Here is a 16744-nt window from a genome sequence, read left to right as displayed (position 1 = left end):
CTTACTTATTACCTGCGTTAGGGCCTTTTCTTGTCCTAGCATTAGTCTTTGTTCTTTGTCCTCTTACAGGAAGATTTCTTTTATGTCTAATTCCTCTGTATGAGTTTATTTCACGAAGTCTCTTTATATTTAGAGCAACATCACGTCTTAAGTCACCTTCAACTTTGATGTGATCAACCTTATCTCTGATTAGGTTTACTTCTGCTTCAGTTAAATCCTTAACTCTTGTGTTAGGATCTACTCCACATTCACTTAATATTTTTTGCGAAGTTGAAAGACCTATACCAAATATATATGTTAAAGATATTTCAACTCTTTTATCTCTAGGGATATCAACACCTGCAATTCTTGCCATTAAGCTACACCTCCTATTAACCTTGTACTTGTTTATGTTTTGGATTTTCGCAAATTACCATAACTTTTCCGTGTCTTTTGATAATTTTGCATTTATCACAAATTTTCTTAACTGATGGTCTTACCTTCATTTTATCTCTCCTTACTTCTTACGCCAAGTTATACGTCCTCTCTCCAAGTCATATGGAGAAAGTTCGACATTTACTGTATCTCCGGGTAGAATCCTTATATAATTCATTCTTAATTTTCCAGAGATATGACATGTAATTATGTGTTCATTTTGAAGCTTAACCTTGAATATGGCGTTTGGTAGTGCGTCGACTACTACACCTTCAAGCTCGATAATGTCTTTTTTAGCCATTTTGTCCTCCTAATGTTCCTCTTCTAAGAAAGGTTCTAGATACTTTCTTATTTGACTGTTTGTTAATCTTGAATTTTCTTCTACTTTCTTTTGAAAATCTTCAACTATTGTATGATATACGATTAAGTGCTTGATCTTTTTAAGCTTAGGCTTCTCAAGCTTTCTTAGTTTTCCGTCAACAAGTAGCACGTGTGCATCGTCAACAACACCGTAGACCAAAAACAGTCTCATCATATCTCTTCCGGATTTAGATTTAACCAGTTGTCCTACTACAATATCCTTTGTAGATTCCATCGTTTCACCTATCTACCCAATTTAGATTTTATCGATTCAAAAGTCTCATCAATAGAAAGAGTTCCATCGATATTCAATATGATGCCTTCAGCTGTATAGAAATCTACTAAAGGCTTTGTTTCTTTTTCGTAAACATCGATTCTGTTCTTAACAGTTTCTTCGTTGTCGTCCTTTCTAGTAATAAGAGCTTCGCCATCGTAATCACATACTCCTTCTTCCTTTGGTGGATTGTTTTGTATGTGATAACTTCTTTGGCACTTAGGGCATACCCTTCTTCCAGTGATTCTATCAATTAAGAATTTAGAAGGTACTTCTATGTTGATAACTGCGTCAAGCGGCATATCAAGTTTTTTAAGCATGTCTTTAAGCGCTTCAGCTTGGCTTATATTTCTTGGGTAACCGTCTAGTAAGAAGCCATGTTCTTTAAGGTCGTCTTTGGATAATCTATCCATAACCATATCGTTAACAAGTGAGTCTGGAACTAAAAGTCCTTTGTCCATGTACTCAGTTGCCTTCTTACCAAGCTCTGTACCACCTTTAATATTTTCTCTGAACATATCTCCTGTAGAAATATGTTTTACTTTGTAATGTTCAACAATCTTATCACTTTGAGTTCCTTTTCCAGCTCCTGGAGGTCCTAAAATTAATAATCTCATCATTAACCTCCTAGCTTAAGAAACCCTTGTAGTGTCTCATCATCATTTGAGCTTCGATTTGCTTGATTGTTTCAATAACAACACCAACAACGATTATGATACCTGTACCTGTAAAGTGTGTTTGCATCTTTAATACTGATCCAAGTATTATAGGTAGTGTTGCAAGTAATGCAAGCGATATAGCTCCAACAAGACCGATTCTTCTAACAACTTTTGTTAAGAAGTCGCTAGTAGGTCTACCTGGTCTGATGCCAGGGATGAAACCACCGTTTTGTTGTAAGTTCTTAGAGTATTCAATTGGGTTGAATTGTATTTCGTTGTAGAAGAATGTGAAGAATACAATTAGTATGATATTTAATACCGCAAATGCTACTGAGTTGTATCCTAAATATGTCTCCATAAACTTACCAAATGAACCTCCAGTGATCATTCCTATTGTTTGGAAAGCTCCAAGGAATGATGTAGAGAAGATTACTGGCATAACTCCTGCCATATTAACTTTCATAGGGATGTGTGTTGATTGTCCACCATACATCTTTCTACCTACTACTCTTTTGGCATATTGTACGCCGATTCTTCTTTCGCCTTCTTGTATTGCTACAACGAAAGCAACTATAGCTATCATAGCGATAGTCATAATTATAACGTTAACTAAGTTGTATTGTCCAGCTTTAGTTAATTTGAAGTATTGTCCTACTGTTTCAGGAAGTCTTGCGATGATTCCTAGGAAGATGATAAGTGAAATACCGTTACCAACGCCCTTTTCAGTGATTTGATCACCTAGGAATACTAAGAATTGTGTACCAGCTACTAAGCAAAGTACCATAAGTAATTTTGCTAGTGTGCCGCCAGTAACTGTTCCTCTAAGTAGTCCAAATACTGTACCAACACCTTGAATTACAGCTAGTAGTATAGTAAGGTATCTTGTATATCTGTTAATTTTCTTTCTACCAGTTTCGCCTTCCTTAGCAAGTTCTTCTAGCTTTGGAATAGCAACTGTTAGTAGCTGAATGATGATGGATGCGTTGATGTAAGGATAAATGTTTGATGCAAATATACTTAATCTGGATAACGCTCCACCTGCCATCATATCTAGAAAGCCTAAAAGGCTTGAGTTGTTTGCTTGAAAGAAGCTTTGAAGAGCATCTCTGTTTACAAATGGAAGTGGAATAAAGTTTCCAAGTCTATAAATGAATAACATGGCAAGAGTGAATAAAATTTTAACTCTTATCTCTTTAACAGCCCATGCGTTCTTTAGAGTCTTAAACATTTTATTTCACCTCTACCTTTCCGCCCTTTGCCTCAACCTTTTCTTTAGCACTTTCACTTATTCTTTCAACGTTAAGATTGATTTTCTTTTCTAATTCTCCATTACCTAAAACCTTAACACCGTTTACGGCTAAGTTCTTTCTAACTAAGCCTCTATCGATAAGCTTTTGTGTATCTACAGTTTCACCATCATCAAAGATATTTAAGCTGGAGATGTTAACTGTTGCATATTCTTTTCTGAATATATTTTTAAAGCCCCTCTTAGGTAATCTTCTGAATAGTGGCATTTGACCGCCTTCGAAGCCTGGTCTAACTCCTCCACCTGATCTTGACTTTTGTCCTTTTGTACCACGGCCAGAAGTTTTGCCTAAGCCTGATCCAATACCTCTACCTCTACGAGTAGCCTTTTGACCGATCTTGCCGCCTTCTTGAGCTTGTAAATTATTTAGCTTCATCTTTACACCTCCTTATTAGTCTACGATTTCAAGCATGTAGTCTACTTTGTGTATCATCCCTCTAATTTGTGGGGTATCATTCTTTTCTACTACTTGGCCAATCTTTCTAAGACCAATAGCTCTAACTACCTTTATATGATCAGAAGGTTTACCAATAAAACTTCTTTTAAGTTTAATTTTAATAGTGTTCATAACTTAAACCTCCTATCCTAATAACTCTTCTACAGATTTTCCTCTTGCTTTTGCAACTTCTTCGGCTCTCTTTAAGTTCATAAGTCCGTTGATAGTAGCGTTTACAATGTTACGAGGATTGTTTGATCCAAGACGTTTTGCAGAAATGTTTTCGATACCTGCAAGTTCACATACGGCACGGATAGCGGAAGATGCCTTAATACCTGATCCCTTAGGAGCTGGCTTTAAGAATACCTTACCTGCACCATAGATACCCTTAATTTCGTGTGGTATAGTTGTATCAACTATAGCAACTTCAATTAAGTGCTTCTTAGCGTCTTGTACTGCCTTTCTTATAGCTTCAGGTACTTCAAGAGCCTTGCTCATACCAACGCCAACATGTCCTTGTCTGTCTCCAACAACAACTAAGGCCGAGAATCTAAAGTTTCTACCACCCTTTACTACTTTTGCAACTCTGTTTATAGAAACAACTTGTTCTTCAAGATCAAGAGTTGCTGCATCAATAATTAAGTGTTCCATCAATTCCCCTCCCTTTGTTAAAATTTAAGACCTGCTGATCTAGCTGCGTCAGCTAGTTCTTTAATCCTACCATGATAGATGTAACCTGCTCTGTCGAATACAACTTCTTCTATGCCTTTTTCTTTAGCGATTTCACCAATCTTTGTACCAACAGCTTTAGCTGCATCGATGTTTGATGTTCTCTCTAAGTTCAAAGACTTATCAAGTGTTGATGCTTGTGCAAGTGTTACACCATTAACGTCATCTATAAGTTGTGCATATATATGTTTATCACTTCTAAATACACATAGTCTTGGTCTTTCTTGAGTACCGGAAATCTTAGATCTGATTCTTAAGTGTCTTTTTTGACGACTTACTTTTTTTGCTTCTTTGTTTATCATCTAATTATCCTCCTACTTACCAGTCTTACCAACTTTACGTCTTACATACTCGTCAGTGTATCTAATACCTTTTCCTTTGTAAGGCTCAGGCATTCTGAATGTTCTGATGTATGCTGCGTATTGTCCAACTTTTTGTTTGTCTAAACCTTTAACAACAATCTTGTCTTGTTCAGGCACTTCAACTGTAATTCCTTCTGGATCTTCTAGTTCAAGTGGATGTGAAAAACCAAGTGTTAAGGCTAGTTTATTACCATTCTTTTGTGCTCTATAACCTGTACCTATAATAGTAAGTTCTTTTGAGAAACCTTCTGTTACACCAGTAACCATATTATGGATTAGTGATCTAGTTAGGCCGTGTAGAGCTTTTATTTTCTTTTCATCGTTAGGACGTTCAACATTTAAGATACCATCTTCAATCTTTATTGTAAGATCTTTACAGATGTTTTCTTTTAGTTCGCCCTTTGGTCCTTTTACAGTAACTACTCCGTCATTAACTTTAACTTCTACGCCTTGAGGTACTGTAATAGGTTTAAGACCTATTCTTGACATTATTACTCCTCCTAGCTAATTTTACCATACATAGCAGATTACTTCTCCGCCCACTTTGTCTTCTCTAGCTTTTTTATCTGTCATAAGACCGTGAGATGTAGAAAGTATTGCTATACCTAATCCACCTAATACTTTAGGCACTTCGTTTGAATTTACATATATTCTAAGTCCGGGTTTAGAAATTCTCTTGATACCGGAAATTACTCTTTCTTTGTTTGGAAGGTATTTAAGTTCAACTCTTATTAAGCCTTGCTTGTTGTCTTCTACGACTTCAAAGCCCTTTATATAACCTTCATCTAAAAGTATTTGAGCGATTTCTTGTTTAATTCTTGACTTCGGAATATCTACTGAATCGTGTTTTTGTGAGTTAGAATTTCTGATTCTTGTAAGCATATCCGCGATTGGATCCGTCATCATATTACATCACTCCTCCTTCTACCAGCTTGCTTTTTTAACGCCAGGAATTTCTCCCTTATATGCTAACTTTCTGAAGCATATACGGCAAATTCCGTATTTTCTAAGGTAAGCATGTGGTCTTCCGCATATCTTACATCTGTTGTATTCTCTTACCTTGTATTTTTGTTTTCTTTGTTGCTTAGCAACCATTGATTTTTTAGCCATCTACTTCCTCCTTTTACTTTCTAAAAGGCATACCAAGAAGCTCTAAGAATACTTTAGCTTCTTTATCAGTATTTGCTGTAGTAACAATTATGATATCCATACCTCTGATTTCATCTACTTCGTCGTAAACGATTTCAGGGAATATTAATTGTTCTTTAATACCTAATGCATAGTTTCCTCTACCGTCGAATGAAGTGCTGCTTACACCTCTGAAGTCTCTTACTCTTGGAAGAGCGATGTTCATTAACTTGTCTAAGAAGTAGTACATCTTGTCTCTTCTAAGTGTTACTTTACATCCGATCTTCATGCCTTCTCTTAGCTTAAAGTTAGCTATAGATTTCTTAGCGTGTGTAATAACAGGTTTTTGTCCAGTTATTAGCTCTAATTCTCTTAAGGCATTTTCAAGAACTTTTGGATTTTCTTTAGCGTGTCCTAAACCGATGTTTATAACGATCTTATCTAGCTTAGGAGCTTGCATTATATTATCATATCCTAATTTTTCCATCAATTGAGGCACAATTTCTTCTTTGTACCTTGTTTCCAGTCTGGAAGCCATCCGTTCTACCTCCCTTATTTGTCTAATGTTTCTCCGTCGGCTTTCATGTATCTAACCTTCTTGCCGTCTTCCAAAACCTTATAGCCTACTCTTGTACCTTTTTTAAGTGATTCATTATATATCATTACATTAGAAACATGAATTGCTCCTTCTGCTTTAACGATTCCACCTGGTTCTTGAGGTCCACGAGCTTTTTGGTGTTTTGTTTGAATGTTTATACCTTCAACAATAACACGATCCTTCTTTGGTAATGCTTTTAATACCTTACCTGTTTTTCCTTTATCTTTACCGGCAATAACAATTACCTTGTCGCCTACTTTAACGTGCATAATTTAACCTCCCTTCATTAAAGAACTTCTGGAGCTAGTGATATGATCTTCATATAACCACCAGTTCTTAGTTCTCTAGTTACAGGTCCAAATATACGAGTTCCTACAGGATTTTTATCTTCTTTTACGATAACTGCTGCGTTATCATCAAATCTTATATATGATCCGTCTGGTCTTCTAATAGGTTGTGTTGTTCTAACTATAACTGCCTTAACAACGTCACCTTTTTTAACAACGCCTCCTGGTGTTGCATTCTTAACAGTGCAAACCACGATGTCACCTACTCCGGCATACTTTCTTTTACTGCCACCTAAGACTTTAATTACTAGTACCTCTCTGGCTCCGGAGTTATCAGCTACTCTCATTCTTGATTCAGATTGTATCAATTTATTAACCTCCCTTCCTATAAAAGGACTATTTCGCTTTCTCTATAATTTCTACGAGTCTCCATCTTTTTGTCTTAGATAGTGGTCTTGTTTCCATAATCTTTACAAAATCGCCAACTCTTGCTTCATTGTTTTCATCGTGAGCCTTAAATTTAGTAGTTCTGTTTACTCTCTTCTTATATATAGGATGACTAACTTTTGTTTCAACTGCAACAGTTATTGTCTTTTCCATCTTATCAGAAACTACTGTACCTGTTCTAACTTTTCTAAGATTTCTTTCCATTGATTTAAGCCTCCTTTACTTGAGAAAGTTCTCTTTCTCTGACAATTGTTTTCACTCTAGCAATGTCTTTTCTAACTTGAGAAATTGTCTTTGGGTTTTCTAATTGTCCGGTAGCTAATTGGAATCTTAGGTTAAAAAGTTCTTTTTTAAGTTCTTTTTCTTTTTGATTTAATTCTTCAGTTGTTAAATCACGTATTTCTTTAACCTTCATTAGCTTCACCACCTTCTTCACGAACTACAAATTTAGTCTTTATAGGAAGTTTCATTGCTGCAAGTCTCATAGCTTCTCTTGCTATATCTTCTGAAACTCCACCCATTTCAAATAATACTCTTCCTGGTTTTACTACTGCAACCCAATACTCTGGAGCACCTTTACCGGAACCCATACGTACTTCTGCAGGTTTCTTTGTTACTGGCTTATCTGGGAATACTTTGATCCAGATATTTCCACCTCTTTTTATATATCTTGTCATCGCACGACGAGCAGCTTCTATTTGGTTTGCTGTCATCCATGTTGGTTCAGTAGCTTGAAGGCCGTATTCTCCGTAAGTAACTGTGTTACCTGAGTATGCTTTACCCTTCATTCTGCCTCTATGAACTCTACGATGCTTTACTCTTTTAGGCATTAACATAGTATGTTTTCCTCCTTACTAATTTTCGTTATTAGCGTTTTGTGCTTCTTTTGCTTCTGGCTTAAAGCTTCTTCTGTTGTTATTGTTTCTCTCGCCGTTCTTTCTGTCTTTAAAACCAGTGTTTTGACCGTTGTTTCTTCTTCTCTTTTTGAAATCTCTCTTCTTGTCGTCTTGATTTCTCTTTTTGAAGTTTTTCTTTCTTTCGTCAGTTACTTCTGGAAGTACTTCTCCTTTGTATAACCAAACCTTTACACCGATCTTGCCGTATGTTGTGTTTGCTTCTGCAAAACCATAGTCAATGTCGGCTCTAAGTGTTTGTAGTGGTATAGTTCCTTCTGAATAACCTTCGCTTCTAGCCATGTCGGCTCCACCAAGTCTTCCGGATACTTGAGTTTTGATACCCTTAGCTCCTTCTTTCATTGTTCTTTGGATAGCGCCCTTCATTGCTCTTCTGAAAGTGATTCTTCTTTCTAGTTGGAAGGCAATGTTTTCAGCTACTAGTTGAGCATCTAAGTCTGGCTTTCTTACTTCTTCAACGTTTACTAAAACTGCTTTAGTAGTAAGTCTTTCGATTTTCTTCTTAAGTGCTTCTATACCTTCTCCGCCTCTACCGATAACGATACCAGGTTTTGCTGTGTATATAGTAACTTTTATTTTCTTTCTTGTTCTTTCAATTTTTAATTTTGAAACTCCTGCTTGGTAAAGCTCTTTTTTCAAATATTCTCTTATTTTGTAATCTTCAACTAAATTATCAGAGAAACTTTTCTTGTCGGCATACCAATTTGAGCTCCATTCTTTAATAACTCCGACTCTTAGTCCATGTGGATTTACTTTTTGGCCCATTTCTTACCTCCTTATTTCTCGTCTGAAACTACAACTGAAAGGTGTGCAGTTCTCTTTAGTATTGGATAAGCTGAACCGTGAGCCTTTGGTCTATATCTTTTCATTCTTGGTCCATCAGTTGCTTGTGCATCCTTAACATATAATTTGTCTCTATCTAAATCAAAATTATTTGTAGCGTTAGCTATTGCAGATTCAAGTACTGCTAATAGTTCTCTTGCGCCTTTCTTTGGTGTAAATTTTAAAATAGAAAGAGCTTCATCAATATGTTTTCCCCTTACTTCGTTACATATGAAGTGTACTTTTCTAGGAGAAATTCTAATATATTTAGCTATTGCTTTTGCTTCCATTTATATCCTCCTTCTATTATTTTACAGTTGCTTTCTTATCGCCTTTAGCAACATGGCCTCTGAAAGTTCTTGTTAGTACGAACTCTCCAAGTTTGTGTCCTACCATATCTTCTGTAACATATACTGGAACGTGTTTTCTACCGTCATATACAGCGATTGTGTGTCCTATAAATTCTGGGAAGATTGTTGAACGTCTTGACCATGTTTTAATAACTTTTTTATCGTTGGCTTCGTTCATAGCTTCAACTTTTTTCATTAAGTGTTCGTCTACGAAAGGTCCTTTTTTAATTGATCTTGCCATTTAAACCCTCCTACTTATCGTTTCTTCTTCTGATTATATACTTATCAGAATGTTTCTTTTTCTTTCTAGTCTTAAGTCCTAGAGCAGGTTTACCCCAAGGTGTCATTGGTGATGGTCTACCTATTGGTGCTCTACCTTCACCACCACCATGTGGATGGTCTACTGGGTTCATCGCTGAACCTCTTACGTGAGGGCGTCTTCCTGTTAATCTCTTCTTACCAGCTTTACCTAGGTTAACTAGTTCGTGGTCAAGGTTGCCTACTTGTCCTATAGTTGCCATACAGTCTAGTAATACTACTCTCATTTCGCCTGATGGTAATCTAAGTTGTGCGTATTTGCCTTCCTTACCCATAAGTTGTGCGTATGATCCGGCACTTCTTGCTAGTTGTCCGCCTTTTTCTGGCTTCATTTCAATGTTGTGGATTAGAGTACCTACTGGGATGTCTCTTAATTTAAGTGCGTTACCTACCTTGATGTCTACGTGTTCTCCAGCTTCTACTTTATCTCCAACATTTAATCCTACTGGATGAAGGATGTATCTTTTTTCGCCGTCTTCGTATTGAATTAGTGCGATGTTTGCTGTTCTGTTTGGATCGTACTCGATGTGAGCAACTTTTCCAACAACGCCTATTTTATTTCTCTTAAAGTCGATAATTCTGTATATCTTCTTAGCTCCCCCGCCTCTGTGACGAGATGTGATTCTACCAGTGTTGTTTCTACCTGAGTTTTTCTTAATGCTCTCTACAAGTGACTTTTCTGGTTTATCTCTTGTGATAAGCTCAAAAGCAGGTGATGCCATCATTCTTCTGGACGGAGTAGTTGGTTTATATGTTTTAATAGCCATTAAATTTCCCTCCTATCACTAATTTGCCATGCCTTCAAAGAATTCAATTCTCTTTGAATCTTCCTTAAGTGTAACAATGGCTTTTTTCCAGTTAGGTCTTCTTCCTTCGTGAGCGCCTTGTCTTTTTAACTTACCTAGCATGTTCATTGTGTTTACTTTTTCAACCTTTACATCAAAAATGTTTTCAATTGCTTTTTTGATTTCTGACTTGTTGATTCTTCTGTCTACTTTGAAAGTGTACTTACCTTCTTCCATATCTCTCATAGATTTTTCTGTAACTATGGGTTTTATGATTATATCATGTGGATTAAGCATTATTTGAACACCTCCTCGATAGTTTCTAAAGAAGCTTTTGTAAGTATCATGCTATCATGTCTTACTATATCATATACGTTTATGTTTCTTGCTTCACTAATCATTGTGAATGGTATATTTCTAAAAGCTCTTTGTGTATCTTTATCGTTATCTTTAGTAACTATATATGCTTTCTTTGCGTTAAGATTTTGTAGTGCTTTAAAAGCGTATTTTGTCTTAACTTCTTGTAATTTTATATCATCTACTATAATAAGCTCATTATCACGAACTTTGTTTGAAAGAGCAACTTTTAAAGCTAATCTCTTTAACTTCTTAGGAAGTTTGTAGCCGTAGCTTCTTGGCTTTGGTGCGAATACAACTCCGCCGCCTTTCCATTGAGGGCTTCTTGTACTTCCTTGTCTTGCTCTACCAGTTCCTTTTTGTCTCCAAGGCTTTCTTCCACCGCCTCTAACTTCAGCTCTTGTTAAAGTGCTTTGAGTTCCTTGACGTTTGTTCGCTAAATGATTAACTACTACTTGGTAAATAAGATGAGGGTTGTCTTCTTGATTAAAGATGTCATCATTTAATTCAATTGTCTCAAGTTCTTTACCTTCCATGTTTAAAACTTTATAACTTGGCATTTTAATCCTCCTTTAGCGCTATTTCTTTATTGCTTTTCTAACAGTAATTAAACCTTTCTTTGGTCCTGGTACAGCACCTTTGATTAGGATAATTCCGTTTTCTTTATCTACTCTTACTACTTTTAGGTTTTGAACAGTTGTTCTTTCATTACCCATGCGGCCCATCATTCTGTGGCCCTTAAATACTTTTCCTGGCCATGTTGCAGCACCCATACCACCTGGCATTCTGTGGAACTTAGAACCGTGTGATTCTCTACCTCTACCGAAGCCGTGTCTCTTTATAACACCTTGAGTACCTTTACCTTTTGATGTTCCGATAACGTCTACAAATTCAACGCCTTCCATGATCTCAACTGTGATTTCATCACCTAAGTTGTACTTTTCTACATCTTCTACTTTAAACTCTCTAAGGTATCTTTTGTAGCTAGCGTTAGCTTTCTTGAATTGACCCTTACGAGGTTTGTTTACATTCTTTTCATTGATTTCTCCAAAACCTACTACGATAGCGTTGTAACCATCTGTTTCAACAGTTTTCTTTTGTACAACTACCATAGGTCCGGCTTGAAGAACAGTTACTGGAACTAAGTTTCCTGATTCTTCGAAAACTTGAGTCATTCCAACTTTTTTTGCTAAAATTCCGTTCATTAACTGCACCTCCATAATTTACAGCGGATTTTAAATAAAATCTTATAGATTATAGTTTAATTTCTATATCTACACCTGCAGGCACGTTCATCTTCATAAGTGCGTCTACAGTTTTGTCGTTTGGTTCAAGGATATCGATTAATCTCTTGTGAGTTCTTTGTTCGAATTGTTCTCTTGAATCTTTGTTTACATGAACTGATCTTAAAATAGTTATGATTTGCTTTTCTGTTGGTAGTGGAACTGGTCCTGATACCTTACAGCCTGTCTTCTTAGCAGCTTCAACAATTCTTTGAGCTGATTGATCTAATAGTGTGTGATCATAAGCTTTAAGTCTAATTCTGATTTTTTGTTTTTTGCTTGACATTTAATTACCTCCATGTAATATTTTTTACTTCCTAGAGAGTCAACTCTTACACACGCAGCCGTGCGTTTTCTCTAAGTGTAAATAAAATATGCCAATCAATCGCCTACTTCTTAAAGTGAGTAGACTTGCATAAAACTAGGGAAATTACCACATCACGCAACAAAAAAAACATGATGCGCAACCTTTCTTAGTCATAGCCATTTGATTTAAGCACTCATATATTATACATAATATGCAGGGCTATGTCAAGGCTTTTTTAAAAATATTTTTCTTTTTATTAAATTTTTTTCTTCCTTTATATTATATATAGCTATATATATTTTTAACTTTTAAAAGCGTCTTTGAGCTTAATATTTTTTTTCTATGCGTAGGCTTCCTCTTTTATAATGCCTACTAATGTATACATATATCACCTCTTATATACTACCTCACTTCTTATGTGCCACCTCGCCTCTCATATATTGCCTCGCTCACTATATATCACCTCGCCTCTCATATACTACCTCGCCCCTTATATATCACTCGTTTAAAATGGTTTTCGACTCATTACACGCACGCGGAAAATTAATTTTAACTATACCTTTTCTTTGCTTTTGGATGCTAAATAATTTAATACTACTTTTTTGATTTATCTCATTGACAAAATATGCTTTTTATATTAGAATGGAAATGGCACTATTTTTATTTTTTAAAGGAGGTAAATTATGGCTTTTTGTTTTAACAAAGACCGTGCTAAGTTCGACGAGTTCTTACAATTTGTTGAAGATAAGAAGAATGATAAGGGCGCTGTAATGCCTGTTCTTCAAGAAGCACAAAGACTCTTTGGATACATACCTGAAGAGATTGTAGACTTTATGGCTCTTAAATTAAATAAACATAGCAGCGAAATTTACGGCGTTGCATCTTTCTACAGTCAATTCACTTTTAAACCAAGGGGTAAGCACTCTATATGTATCTGCTTAGGTACTGCTTGCTACGTTAAGGGTGCGGACAAACTACTTGATGATTTCTTAAAGGAGCTAAATGTAGCTAAGGGTGAAGCAACTTCTGATGGCTTGTTCTCTATTGTTGAGACTAGATGTGTTGGTGAGTGTGCACTAGCACCTGTTATAACTGTTGGTGACGATGTTTATGAACATGTAAAAGAAAGTCAAGTTACAGAAATTATTAATAAGTATAAGGAGTAGTAAATGAATAAGGAAAATCTATTAGAAATTCAAAAGAAAACTAAGGATCTTCTTCTTGATAGACTTAAAAAGGACGGCTCTTTTAATATTGATGGTGACGTGATTACTAAAAAGGGCGAATTTTTTGAAAAGCAGCATCGTATTGTTCTTAAGAACTGTGATGTAATCGATTCTGCATCGTTGGATGAATACATAGCATTAGGTGGATATTTCTCTTTAGAGAAGGTCCTTAATATGCAAAAAGAAGATATCATTAGTGAAGTAAAAGCTTCTGGTTTAAGAGGTAGAGGCGGTGCTGGTTTCCCTACTGGTAAAAAGTGGGAGGCTGCTTTTGCTCAGCCAGAAGGCATAAAATATGTAATTTGTAACGCTGACGAAGGTGACCCAGGTGCCTTCATGGACAGATCTGTTTTGGAGAAGGATCCGCATAGTGTATTAGAAGGTATGGCCATATGTGCCTACGCTATCGGTGCTCAAAGAGGCTTTATCTACGTTAGAGCTGAGTATCCAAAGGCTGTAGAAAGCCTGAAAGTCGCTATCCAAAAAGCGAACGAAAACAATTTATTAGGTGACAATATTTTAGGAACAGACTTCTCTTTCCAAATCGAGCTTCGTCTAGGTGCTGGAGCCTTCGTATGCGGTGAAGGTACTGCTCTTATGGAGTCTATCGAAGGAAAGCGTGGTATGCCAAGAAACAAGGAATACAGAACAACCGAGAGAGGACTTTGGGGCAAGCCAACTGTTATCAACAACGTTGAGACTTTTGCTAACATCGCTCAAATCATTGAGCGCGGTTCTGACTGGTTCAAGTCCATCGGTACTGAAGACTCTCCTGGAACTAAGGTATTCTCACTTGTTGGTAAGGTAGAAAACTCTGGCCTTGTTGAAGTACCTATGGGAACTACTATTAGAGAGATAGTTTTTGACATAGGCGGCGGCATTCAAGGTGGAAAGAAGGCTAAGGCTGTACAAACAGGTGGACCTTCTGGCGGATGTATTCCTGAGAGACTCTTCGATACTAAGGTTGACTTTGCATCTCTTAAGGCTATAGGATCTATCATGGGTTCAGGCGGTATGGTTGTTATGGACGAAGAAGACTGTATGGTTGACGTATGTAGGTTCTTCCTTGAGTTCTCAGTTGATGAGTCTTGTGGCAAATGTACACCTTGTAGAATCGGTAACAAGAGACTTCTTGAATTGCTTGAAAAGCTAACTTCTGGCAATGGTACACAGGAAGATATAGAAAAATTAGAAACACTATCGATCATAGTGAGCAAGTCATCACTATGCGGACTTGGTCAATCTTCTCCAAACCCTATACTTTCAACACTAACATACTTTAGAGACGAATATCTAGCGCACGTTGCTGAGCACAAGACTTGTCCTGCTAAGAAGTGTAAGAGTCTACTTAACTACTTCATCACTGACAAGTGTATCGGTTGTACAAAATGTGCTAGAAACTGCCCTGTTAACTGTATCAGTGGCAAGGTTAAGGAAAAGCACGTTATTGACACAGCTAAGTGTATCAAGTGTGGTAACTGTATGAATGTCTGCCCAGTTAAGGCAGTAGTATTGGTATAGGAGGGTACTTATGGCTAAGATGATAAATTTAACTATTAACGGCGTAAATGTATCTGTTGAGGAAAGAACATCAGTACTTGACGCTGCTAAGACCATAGGCGTAAAGATTCCTACACTATGCCATATGGACTTACATGATATAAAATTTGTAAATAAACTTGCTTCTTGCAGAGTGTGCATGGTTGAAGATAAGAAAAGCGGTAAACTACTTGCTTCATGCGCAACTCCTGTTAAAGAAGGTATGAATATACTAACTGACTCCGCTCTTGCAATTCAAGCAAGAAGAACTATAGTTGAGCTATTGCTTTCGGACCATCCAAACAGCTGCTTGACTTGTACAAAGAACCTTAACTGCCAACTTCAAAAATTGGCACAAGACCTTGGAGTTAGAGAAATCCCATATGCAGGCGAAAGAAGACATATACCTATAGACGACAGAAGTTTGTCTATGGTTAGAGAGCCAGAAAAGTGTATACTATGTAGAAGATGCGAGACTATGTGTAACGAAGTGCAAACAGTTGGTGCACTTGCTGAGGTTGGCCGTGGTTTTGACTGTCATGTTGGATCAACATTTAATAGAAGCATGTTCGAAACAACTTGTACTTTCTGCGGTCAATGCGTTACAGTCTGCCCTACAGGCGCACTTCATGGTATGAGCTACACAAGAAAAGTATGGAAAGCACTTGCAGATCCAAAGAAATACGTTGTTGTTCAAACAGCTCCAGCAGTTAGAGTTGCTCTAGGCGAGCTATTTGGCATGGAGCCAGGAACTATAGTTACTGGTAAGATGGTTAGCGCACTTAGAAGACTAGGTTTCGACCAAGTATTCGATACAAACTTCGCAGCCGACCTTACTATAGTCGAAGAAGCAAACGAATTCGTTCAAAGGCTTACAAAGGGCGGCAAAATGCCAATACTTACAAGCTGCTGTCCAGGTTGGGTAAACTTTATGGAGCAACAATTCTCAGATATGATCGATATACCATCATCCTGCAAGAGCCCTCATGAAATGTTTGGAGCAGTTGCAAAGACATACCTTGCCCAAAAACTTGGCATAGATCCTAAGGATATGGTAGTCGTATCAGTAATGCCTTGTTTAGCTAAAAAATACGAATCAGCAAGAGATGAGCTTAAGAGCAGGGGCCACAGCGACGTTGATATAGTTATCACAACTAATGAGCTTGGCGCAATGATCAAAGAAGCAGGACTAAGCTTTAAAGACCTTAAAGACGAGAACTTCGACGACCCAATGGGTGAATCAACAGGCGCAGGCGCAATCTTCGGAGCTACAGGCGGCGTTATCGAGGCAACATGCAGAACAGCTTACGAGACTATAACAGGAAAAGAGCTTAAAGAGATTGAATTTACTGCACTTAGAGGCCTTAACGGCATCAAGGAAGCAACAGTTGATATAGATGGAAGAGAAATCAGAATCGCCGTAGCAAACGGACTTGGCAATACAAGAAAACTACTAAACATGGTTAAGTCAGGAGAAAAAGAATACGATGCGATAGAAGTTATGGCTTGCCCAGGCGGATGTATAGGCGGAGGCGGTCAACCGCTTCATAACGGCGACATCTCAATACTTAAGAGAAGAGCTGAAGCCATCTATAATATAGATAAAGGTAAAGTAATAAGGAAATCACACGCCAATCCAAAAATCATACAACTTTACAAAGAGTACCTTGGCGAAGTTGGCGGCGAATTAGCACACGAACTTTTGCACACACATTACGAAGCCGATCCAAAGATGTAATTTAATATAAAGATATGCCCTCTTTGCCACGTGGTGAAGAGGGTTTTCTCTATACAAAATTATTGTAAAACAAAGAAAAATATGCTAGAATTGATATATAAAATA

29 protein-coding genes and 1 pseudogene are annotated in these 16744 nt (G+C 37.1%); 3 read left to right on the top strand and 27 right to left on the bottom strand.

What is annotated here, in order from left to right:
• Position 1: 1 nt before the first annotated feature.
• The 27 genes and pseudogenes from rpsM to rpsJ all read right to left on the bottom strand — a co-directional run bounded on the left by rpsM (position 2) and on the right by rpsJ (position 12115).
• Positions 2–355, bottom strand: coding sequence for a 30S ribosomal protein S13 (rpsM, locus tag KO172_RS03560; protein WP_215492170.1), 354 nt, complete (start codon positions 353–355; stop codon positions 2–4).
• A 16-nt stretch (positions 356–371) separates the two neighbouring features.
• The gene (rpmJ, locus tag KO172_RS03555) at positions 372–485 is read right to left on the bottom strand and encodes a 50S ribosomal protein L36 (RefSeq protein ID WP_019214309.1); all 114 of its coding nucleotides are present in this window, start codon (positions 483–485) and stop codon (positions 372–374) included.
• An 11-nt stretch (positions 486–496) separates the two neighbouring features.
• A complete protein-coding gene (infA, locus tag KO172_RS03550; RefSeq protein WP_019214308.1) occupies positions 497–715 on the bottom strand; it encodes a translation initiation factor IF-1 in 219 nt (72 codons plus the stop codon).
• A gap of 9 nt (positions 716–724) precedes the next feature.
• Positions 725–1009: a KOW domain-containing RNA-binding protein gene (locus KO172_RS03545; RefSeq protein ID WP_215492169.1), complete on the bottom strand. Its 285-nt coding sequence runs from the start codon at positions 1007–1009 to the stop codon at positions 725–727.
• Positions 1010–1017: 8 nt separating this feature from the next.
• Positions 1018–1665, bottom strand: coding sequence for an adenylate kinase (locus KO172_RS03540; protein WP_215493384.1), 648 nt, complete (start codon positions 1663–1665; stop codon positions 1018–1020).
• Between the two features lie 10 nt (positions 1666–1675).
• Complete coding sequence (gene secY, locus KO172_RS03535; protein ID WP_215492168.1) at positions 1676–2935, bottom strand: preprotein translocase subunit SecY; 1260 nt, start codon at positions 2933–2935, stop codon at positions 1676–1678.
• A gap of 1 nt (position 2936) precedes the next feature.
• Entirely contained in the window at positions 2937–3389 is a 453-nt protein-coding gene (rplO, locus tag KO172_RS03530; RefSeq protein ID WP_215492167.1) for a 50S ribosomal protein L15, read from the bottom strand.
• 15 nt (positions 3390–3404) lie between these two features.
• Positions 3405–3581, bottom strand: coding sequence for a 50S ribosomal protein L30 (rpmD, locus tag KO172_RS03525; protein ID WP_215492166.1), 177 nt, complete (start codon positions 3579–3581; stop codon positions 3405–3407).
• Positions 3582–3593: 12 nt separating this feature from the next.
• Positions 3594–4100, bottom strand: a complete 507-nt coding sequence (gene rpsE / locus KO172_RS03520; RefSeq protein WP_215492165.1) for a 30S ribosomal protein S5 — start codon at positions 4098–4100, stop codon at positions 3594–3596.
• Between the two features lie 17 nt (positions 4101–4117).
• The gene (gene rplR / locus KO172_RS03515; protein ID WP_215492164.1) at positions 4118–4480 is read right to left on the bottom strand and encodes a 50S ribosomal protein L18; all 363 of its coding nucleotides are present in this window, start codon (positions 4478–4480) and stop codon (positions 4118–4120) included.
• A 12-nt stretch (positions 4481–4492) separates the two neighbouring features.
• Positions 4493–5029 (bottom strand): 50S ribosomal protein L6, encoded by a 537-nt coding sequence (rplF, locus tag KO172_RS03510; RefSeq protein WP_215492163.1) that lies wholly within the window; start codon positions 5027–5029, stop codon positions 4493–4495.
• A 21-nt stretch (positions 5030–5050) separates the two neighbouring features.
• Positions 5051–5443 carry a 30S ribosomal protein S8 gene (gene rpsH, locus KO172_RS03505; RefSeq protein WP_309557791.1) on the bottom strand — a complete coding sequence of 131 codons (393 nt, stop codon included), beginning with the start codon at positions 5441–5443 and terminating at the stop codon, positions 5051–5053.
• Positions 5444–5464: 21 nt separating this feature from the next.
• Entirely contained in the window at positions 5465–5650 is a 186-nt protein-coding gene (locus tag KO172_RS03500) for a type Z 30S ribosomal protein S14 (RefSeq protein ID WP_215492161.1), read from the bottom strand.
• Between the two features lie 13 nt (positions 5651–5663).
• A complete protein-coding gene (rplE, locus tag KO172_RS03495) occupies positions 5664–6206 on the bottom strand; it encodes a 50S ribosomal protein L5 (protein ID WP_215492160.1) in 543 nt (180 codons plus the stop codon).
• Positions 6207–6220: 14 nt separating this feature from the next.
• The gene (gene rplX / locus KO172_RS03490) at positions 6221–6535 is read right to left on the bottom strand and encodes a 50S ribosomal protein L24 (RefSeq protein ID WP_215492159.1); all 315 of its coding nucleotides are present in this window, start codon (positions 6533–6535) and stop codon (positions 6221–6223) included.
• A 17-nt stretch (positions 6536–6552) separates the two neighbouring features.
• Positions 6553–6921 carry a 50S ribosomal protein L14 gene (gene rplN / locus KO172_RS03485; RefSeq protein WP_215492158.1) on the bottom strand — a complete coding sequence of 123 codons (369 nt, stop codon included), beginning with the start codon at positions 6919–6921 and terminating at the stop codon, positions 6553–6555.
• A gap of 28 nt (positions 6922–6949) precedes the next feature.
• Positions 6950–7204: a 30S ribosomal protein S17 gene (rpsQ, locus tag KO172_RS03480; protein ID WP_019214294.1), complete on the bottom strand. Its 255-nt coding sequence runs from the start codon at positions 7202–7204 to the stop codon at positions 6950–6952.
• A 4-nt stretch (positions 7205–7208) separates the two neighbouring features.
• Entirely contained in the window at positions 7209–7415 is a 207-nt protein-coding gene (gene rpmC / locus KO172_RS03475) for a 50S ribosomal protein L29 (RefSeq protein ID WP_058259852.1), read from the bottom strand.
• Positions 7405–7836 carry a 50S ribosomal protein L16 gene (gene rplP, locus KO172_RS03470; RefSeq protein ID WP_215492157.1) on the bottom strand — a complete coding sequence of 144 codons (432 nt, stop codon included), beginning with the start codon at positions 7834–7836 and terminating at the stop codon, positions 7405–7407. The genes rpmC and rplP overlap by 11 nt, the downstream gene beginning before the upstream one ends.
• Positions 7837–8052: 216 nt before the next feature.
• A pseudogene (rpsC, locus tag KO172_RS03465) lies at positions 8053–8679 on the bottom strand (30S ribosomal protein S3); the annotation flags it as partial.
• A gap of 11 nt (positions 8680–8690) precedes the next feature.
• Positions 8691–9026, bottom strand: a complete 336-nt coding sequence (rplV, locus tag KO172_RS03460) for a 50S ribosomal protein L22 (RefSeq protein ID WP_215492155.1) — start codon at positions 9024–9026, stop codon at positions 8691–8693.
• 16 nt (positions 9027–9042) lie between these two features.
• Entirely contained in the window at positions 9043–9327 is a 285-nt protein-coding gene (rpsS, locus tag KO172_RS03455; protein WP_215492154.1) for a 30S ribosomal protein S19, read from the bottom strand.
• Between the two features lie 10 nt (positions 9328–9337).
• Complete coding sequence (gene rplB, locus KO172_RS03450; protein ID WP_215492153.1) at positions 9338–10171, bottom strand: 50S ribosomal protein L2; 834 nt, start codon at positions 10169–10171, stop codon at positions 9338–9340.
• 18 nt (positions 10172–10189) lie between these two features.
• Positions 10190–10486 (bottom strand): 50S ribosomal protein L23, encoded by a 297-nt coding sequence (rplW, locus tag KO172_RS03445; protein ID WP_215492152.1) that lies wholly within the window; start codon positions 10484–10486, stop codon positions 10190–10192.
• Entirely contained in the window at positions 10486–11106 is a 621-nt protein-coding gene (rplD, locus tag KO172_RS03440; RefSeq protein ID WP_215492151.1) for a 50S ribosomal protein L4, read from the bottom strand. The genes rplW and rplD overlap by 1 nt, the downstream gene beginning before the upstream one ends.
• Positions 11107–11124: 18 nt before the next feature.
• Complete coding sequence (gene rplC, locus KO172_RS03435) at positions 11125–11751, bottom strand: 50S ribosomal protein L3 (RefSeq protein ID WP_215492150.1); 627 nt, start codon at positions 11749–11751, stop codon at positions 11125–11127.
• 49 nt (positions 11752–11800) lie between these two features.
• A complete protein-coding gene (gene rpsJ / locus KO172_RS03430; RefSeq protein WP_215492149.1) occupies positions 11801–12115 on the bottom strand; it encodes a 30S ribosomal protein S10 in 315 nt (104 codons plus the stop codon).
• A gap of 704 nt (positions 12116–12819) precedes the next feature.
• On the opposite strand from rpsJ, the gene KO172_RS03425 reads away from it, so the two are divergent.
• Genes KO172_RS03425 through KO172_RS03415 form a run of 3 tightly spaced genes read left to right on the top strand, consistent with a single transcriptional unit; the run spans position 12820 to position 16639 of the window.
• Positions 12820–13302: an NADH-quinone oxidoreductase subunit NuoE family protein gene (locus tag KO172_RS03425; RefSeq protein ID WP_215492148.1), complete on the top strand. Its 483-nt coding sequence runs from the start codon at positions 12820–12822 to the stop codon at positions 13300–13302.
• A 3-nt stretch (positions 13303–13305) separates the two neighbouring features.
• Positions 13306–14883 (top strand): NADH-ubiquinone oxidoreductase-F iron-sulfur binding region domain-containing protein, encoded by a 1578-nt coding sequence (locus tag KO172_RS03420; protein ID WP_215492147.1) that lies wholly within the window; start codon positions 13306–13308, stop codon positions 14881–14883.
• A 10-nt stretch (positions 14884–14893) separates the two neighbouring features.
• Positions 14894–16639 (top strand): NADH-dependent [FeFe] hydrogenase, group A6, encoded by a 1746-nt coding sequence (locus KO172_RS03415; RefSeq protein WP_374047641.1) that lies wholly within the window; start codon positions 14894–14896, stop codon positions 16637–16639.
• Positions 16640–16744 lie beyond the last annotated feature (105 nt).

The sequence above is a fragment of the Fenollaria sporofastidiosus genome, from assembly GCF_943169635.2.
Lineage (GTDB): Bacteria > Bacillota > Clostridia > Tissierellales > Peptoniphilaceae > Fenollaria > Fenollaria sporofastidiosus.
This window is presented reverse-complemented; position numbering and strand designations above follow the sequence as displayed.

Excerpts from the sequence above, each read along its gene's own strand:
- rpsM (WP_215492170.1), bottom strand. The coding sequence starts at position 355 with ATGGCAAGAATTGCAGGTGTTGATATCCCTAGAGATAAAAGAGTTGAA.
- rpmJ (WP_019214309.1), bottom strand. The coding sequence starts at position 485 with ATGAAGGTAAGACCATCAGTTAAGAAAATTTGTGATAAATGCAAAATT.
- infA (WP_019214308.1), bottom strand. The coding sequence starts at position 715 with ATGGCTAAAAAAGACATTATCGAGCTTGAAGGTGTAGTAGTCGACGCA.
- KO172_RS03545 (WP_215492169.1), bottom strand. The coding sequence starts at position 1,009 with ATGGAATCTACAAAGGATATTGTAGTAGGACAACTGGTTAAATCTAAA.
- KO172_RS03540 (WP_215493384.1), bottom strand. The coding sequence starts at position 1,665 with ATGAGATTATTAATTTTAGGACCTCCAGGAGCTGGAAAAGGAACTCAA.
- secY (WP_215492168.1), bottom strand. The coding sequence starts at position 2,935 with ATGTTTAAGACTCTAAAGAACGCATGGGCTGTTAAAGAGATAAGAGTT.
- rplO (WP_215492167.1), bottom strand. The coding sequence starts at position 3,389 with ATGAAGCTAAATAATTTACAAGCTCAAGAAGGCGGCAAGATCGGTCAA.
- rpmD (WP_215492166.1), bottom strand. The coding sequence starts at position 3,581 with ATGAACACTATTAAAATTAAACTTAAAAGAAGTTTTATTGGTAAACCT.
- rpsE (WP_215492165.1), bottom strand. The coding sequence starts at position 4,100 with ATGGAACACTTAATTATTGATGCAGCAACTCTTGATCTTGAAGAACAA.
- rplR (WP_215492164.1), bottom strand. The coding sequence starts at position 4,480 with ATGATAAACAAAGAAGCAAAAAAAGTAAGTCGTCAAAAAAGACACTTA.
- rplF (WP_215492163.1), bottom strand. The coding sequence starts at position 5,029 with ATGTCAAGAATAGGTCTTAAACCTATTACAGTACCTCAAGGCGTAGAA.
- rpsH (WP_309557791.1), bottom strand. The coding sequence starts at position 5,443 with ATGACGGATCCAATCGCGGATATGCTTACAAGAATCAGAAATTCTAAC.
- KO172_RS03500 (WP_215492161.1), bottom strand. The coding sequence starts at position 5,650 with ATGGCTAAAAAATCAATGGTTGCTAAGCAACAAAGAAAACAAAAATAC.
- rplE (WP_215492160.1), bottom strand. The coding sequence starts at position 6,206 with ATGGCTTCCAGACTGGAAACAAGGTACAAAGAAGAAATTGTGCCTCAA.
- rplX (WP_215492159.1), bottom strand. The coding sequence starts at position 6,535 with ATGCACGTTAAAGTAGGCGACAAGGTAATTGTTATTGCCGGTAAAGAT.
- rpsQ (WP_019214294.1), bottom strand. The coding sequence starts at position 7,204 with ATGGAAAGAAATCTTAGAAAAGTTAGAACAGGTACAGTAGTTTCTGAT.
- rpmC (WP_058259852.1), bottom strand. The coding sequence starts at position 7,415 with ATGAAGGTTAAAGAAATACGTGATTTAACAACTGAAGAATTAAATCAA.
- rplP (WP_215492157.1), bottom strand. The coding sequence starts at position 7,836 with ATGTTAATGCCTAAAAGAGTAAAGCATCGTAGAGTTCATAGAGGCAGA.
- rplV (WP_215492155.1), bottom strand. The coding sequence starts at position 9,026 with ATGGAAGCAAAAGCAATAGCTAAATATATTAGAATTTCTCCTAGAAAA.
- rpsS (WP_215492154.1), bottom strand. The coding sequence starts at position 9,327 with ATGGCAAGATCAATTAAAAAAGGACCTTTCGTAGACGAACACTTAATG.
- rplB (WP_215492153.1), bottom strand. The coding sequence starts at position 10,171 with ATGGCTATTAAAACATATAAACCAACTACTCCGTCCAGAAGAATGATG.
- rplW (WP_215492152.1), bottom strand. The coding sequence starts at position 10,486 with ATGCTTAATCCACATGATATAATCATAAAACCCATAGTTACAGAAAAA.
- rplD (WP_215492151.1), bottom strand. The coding sequence starts at position 11,106 with ATGCCAAGTTATAAAGTTTTAAACATGGAAGGTAAAGAACTTGAGACA.
- rplC (WP_215492150.1), bottom strand. The coding sequence starts at position 11,751 with ATGAACGGAATTTTAGCAAAAAAAGTTGGAATGACTCAAGTTTTCGAA.
- rpsJ (WP_215492149.1), bottom strand. The coding sequence starts at position 12,115 with ATGTCAAGCAAAAAACAAAAAATCAGAATTAGACTTAAAGCTTATGAT.
- KO172_RS03425 (WP_215492148.1), top strand. The coding sequence starts at position 12,820 with ATGGCTTTTTGTTTTAACAAAGACCGTGCTAAGTTCGACGAGTTCTTA.
- KO172_RS03420 (WP_215492147.1), top strand. The coding sequence starts at position 13,306 with ATGAATAAGGAAAATCTATTAGAAATTCAAAAGAAAACTAAGGATCTT.
- KO172_RS03415 (WP_374047641.1), top strand. The coding sequence starts at position 14,894 with ATGGCTAAGATGATAAATTTAACTATTAACGGCGTAAATGTATCTGTT.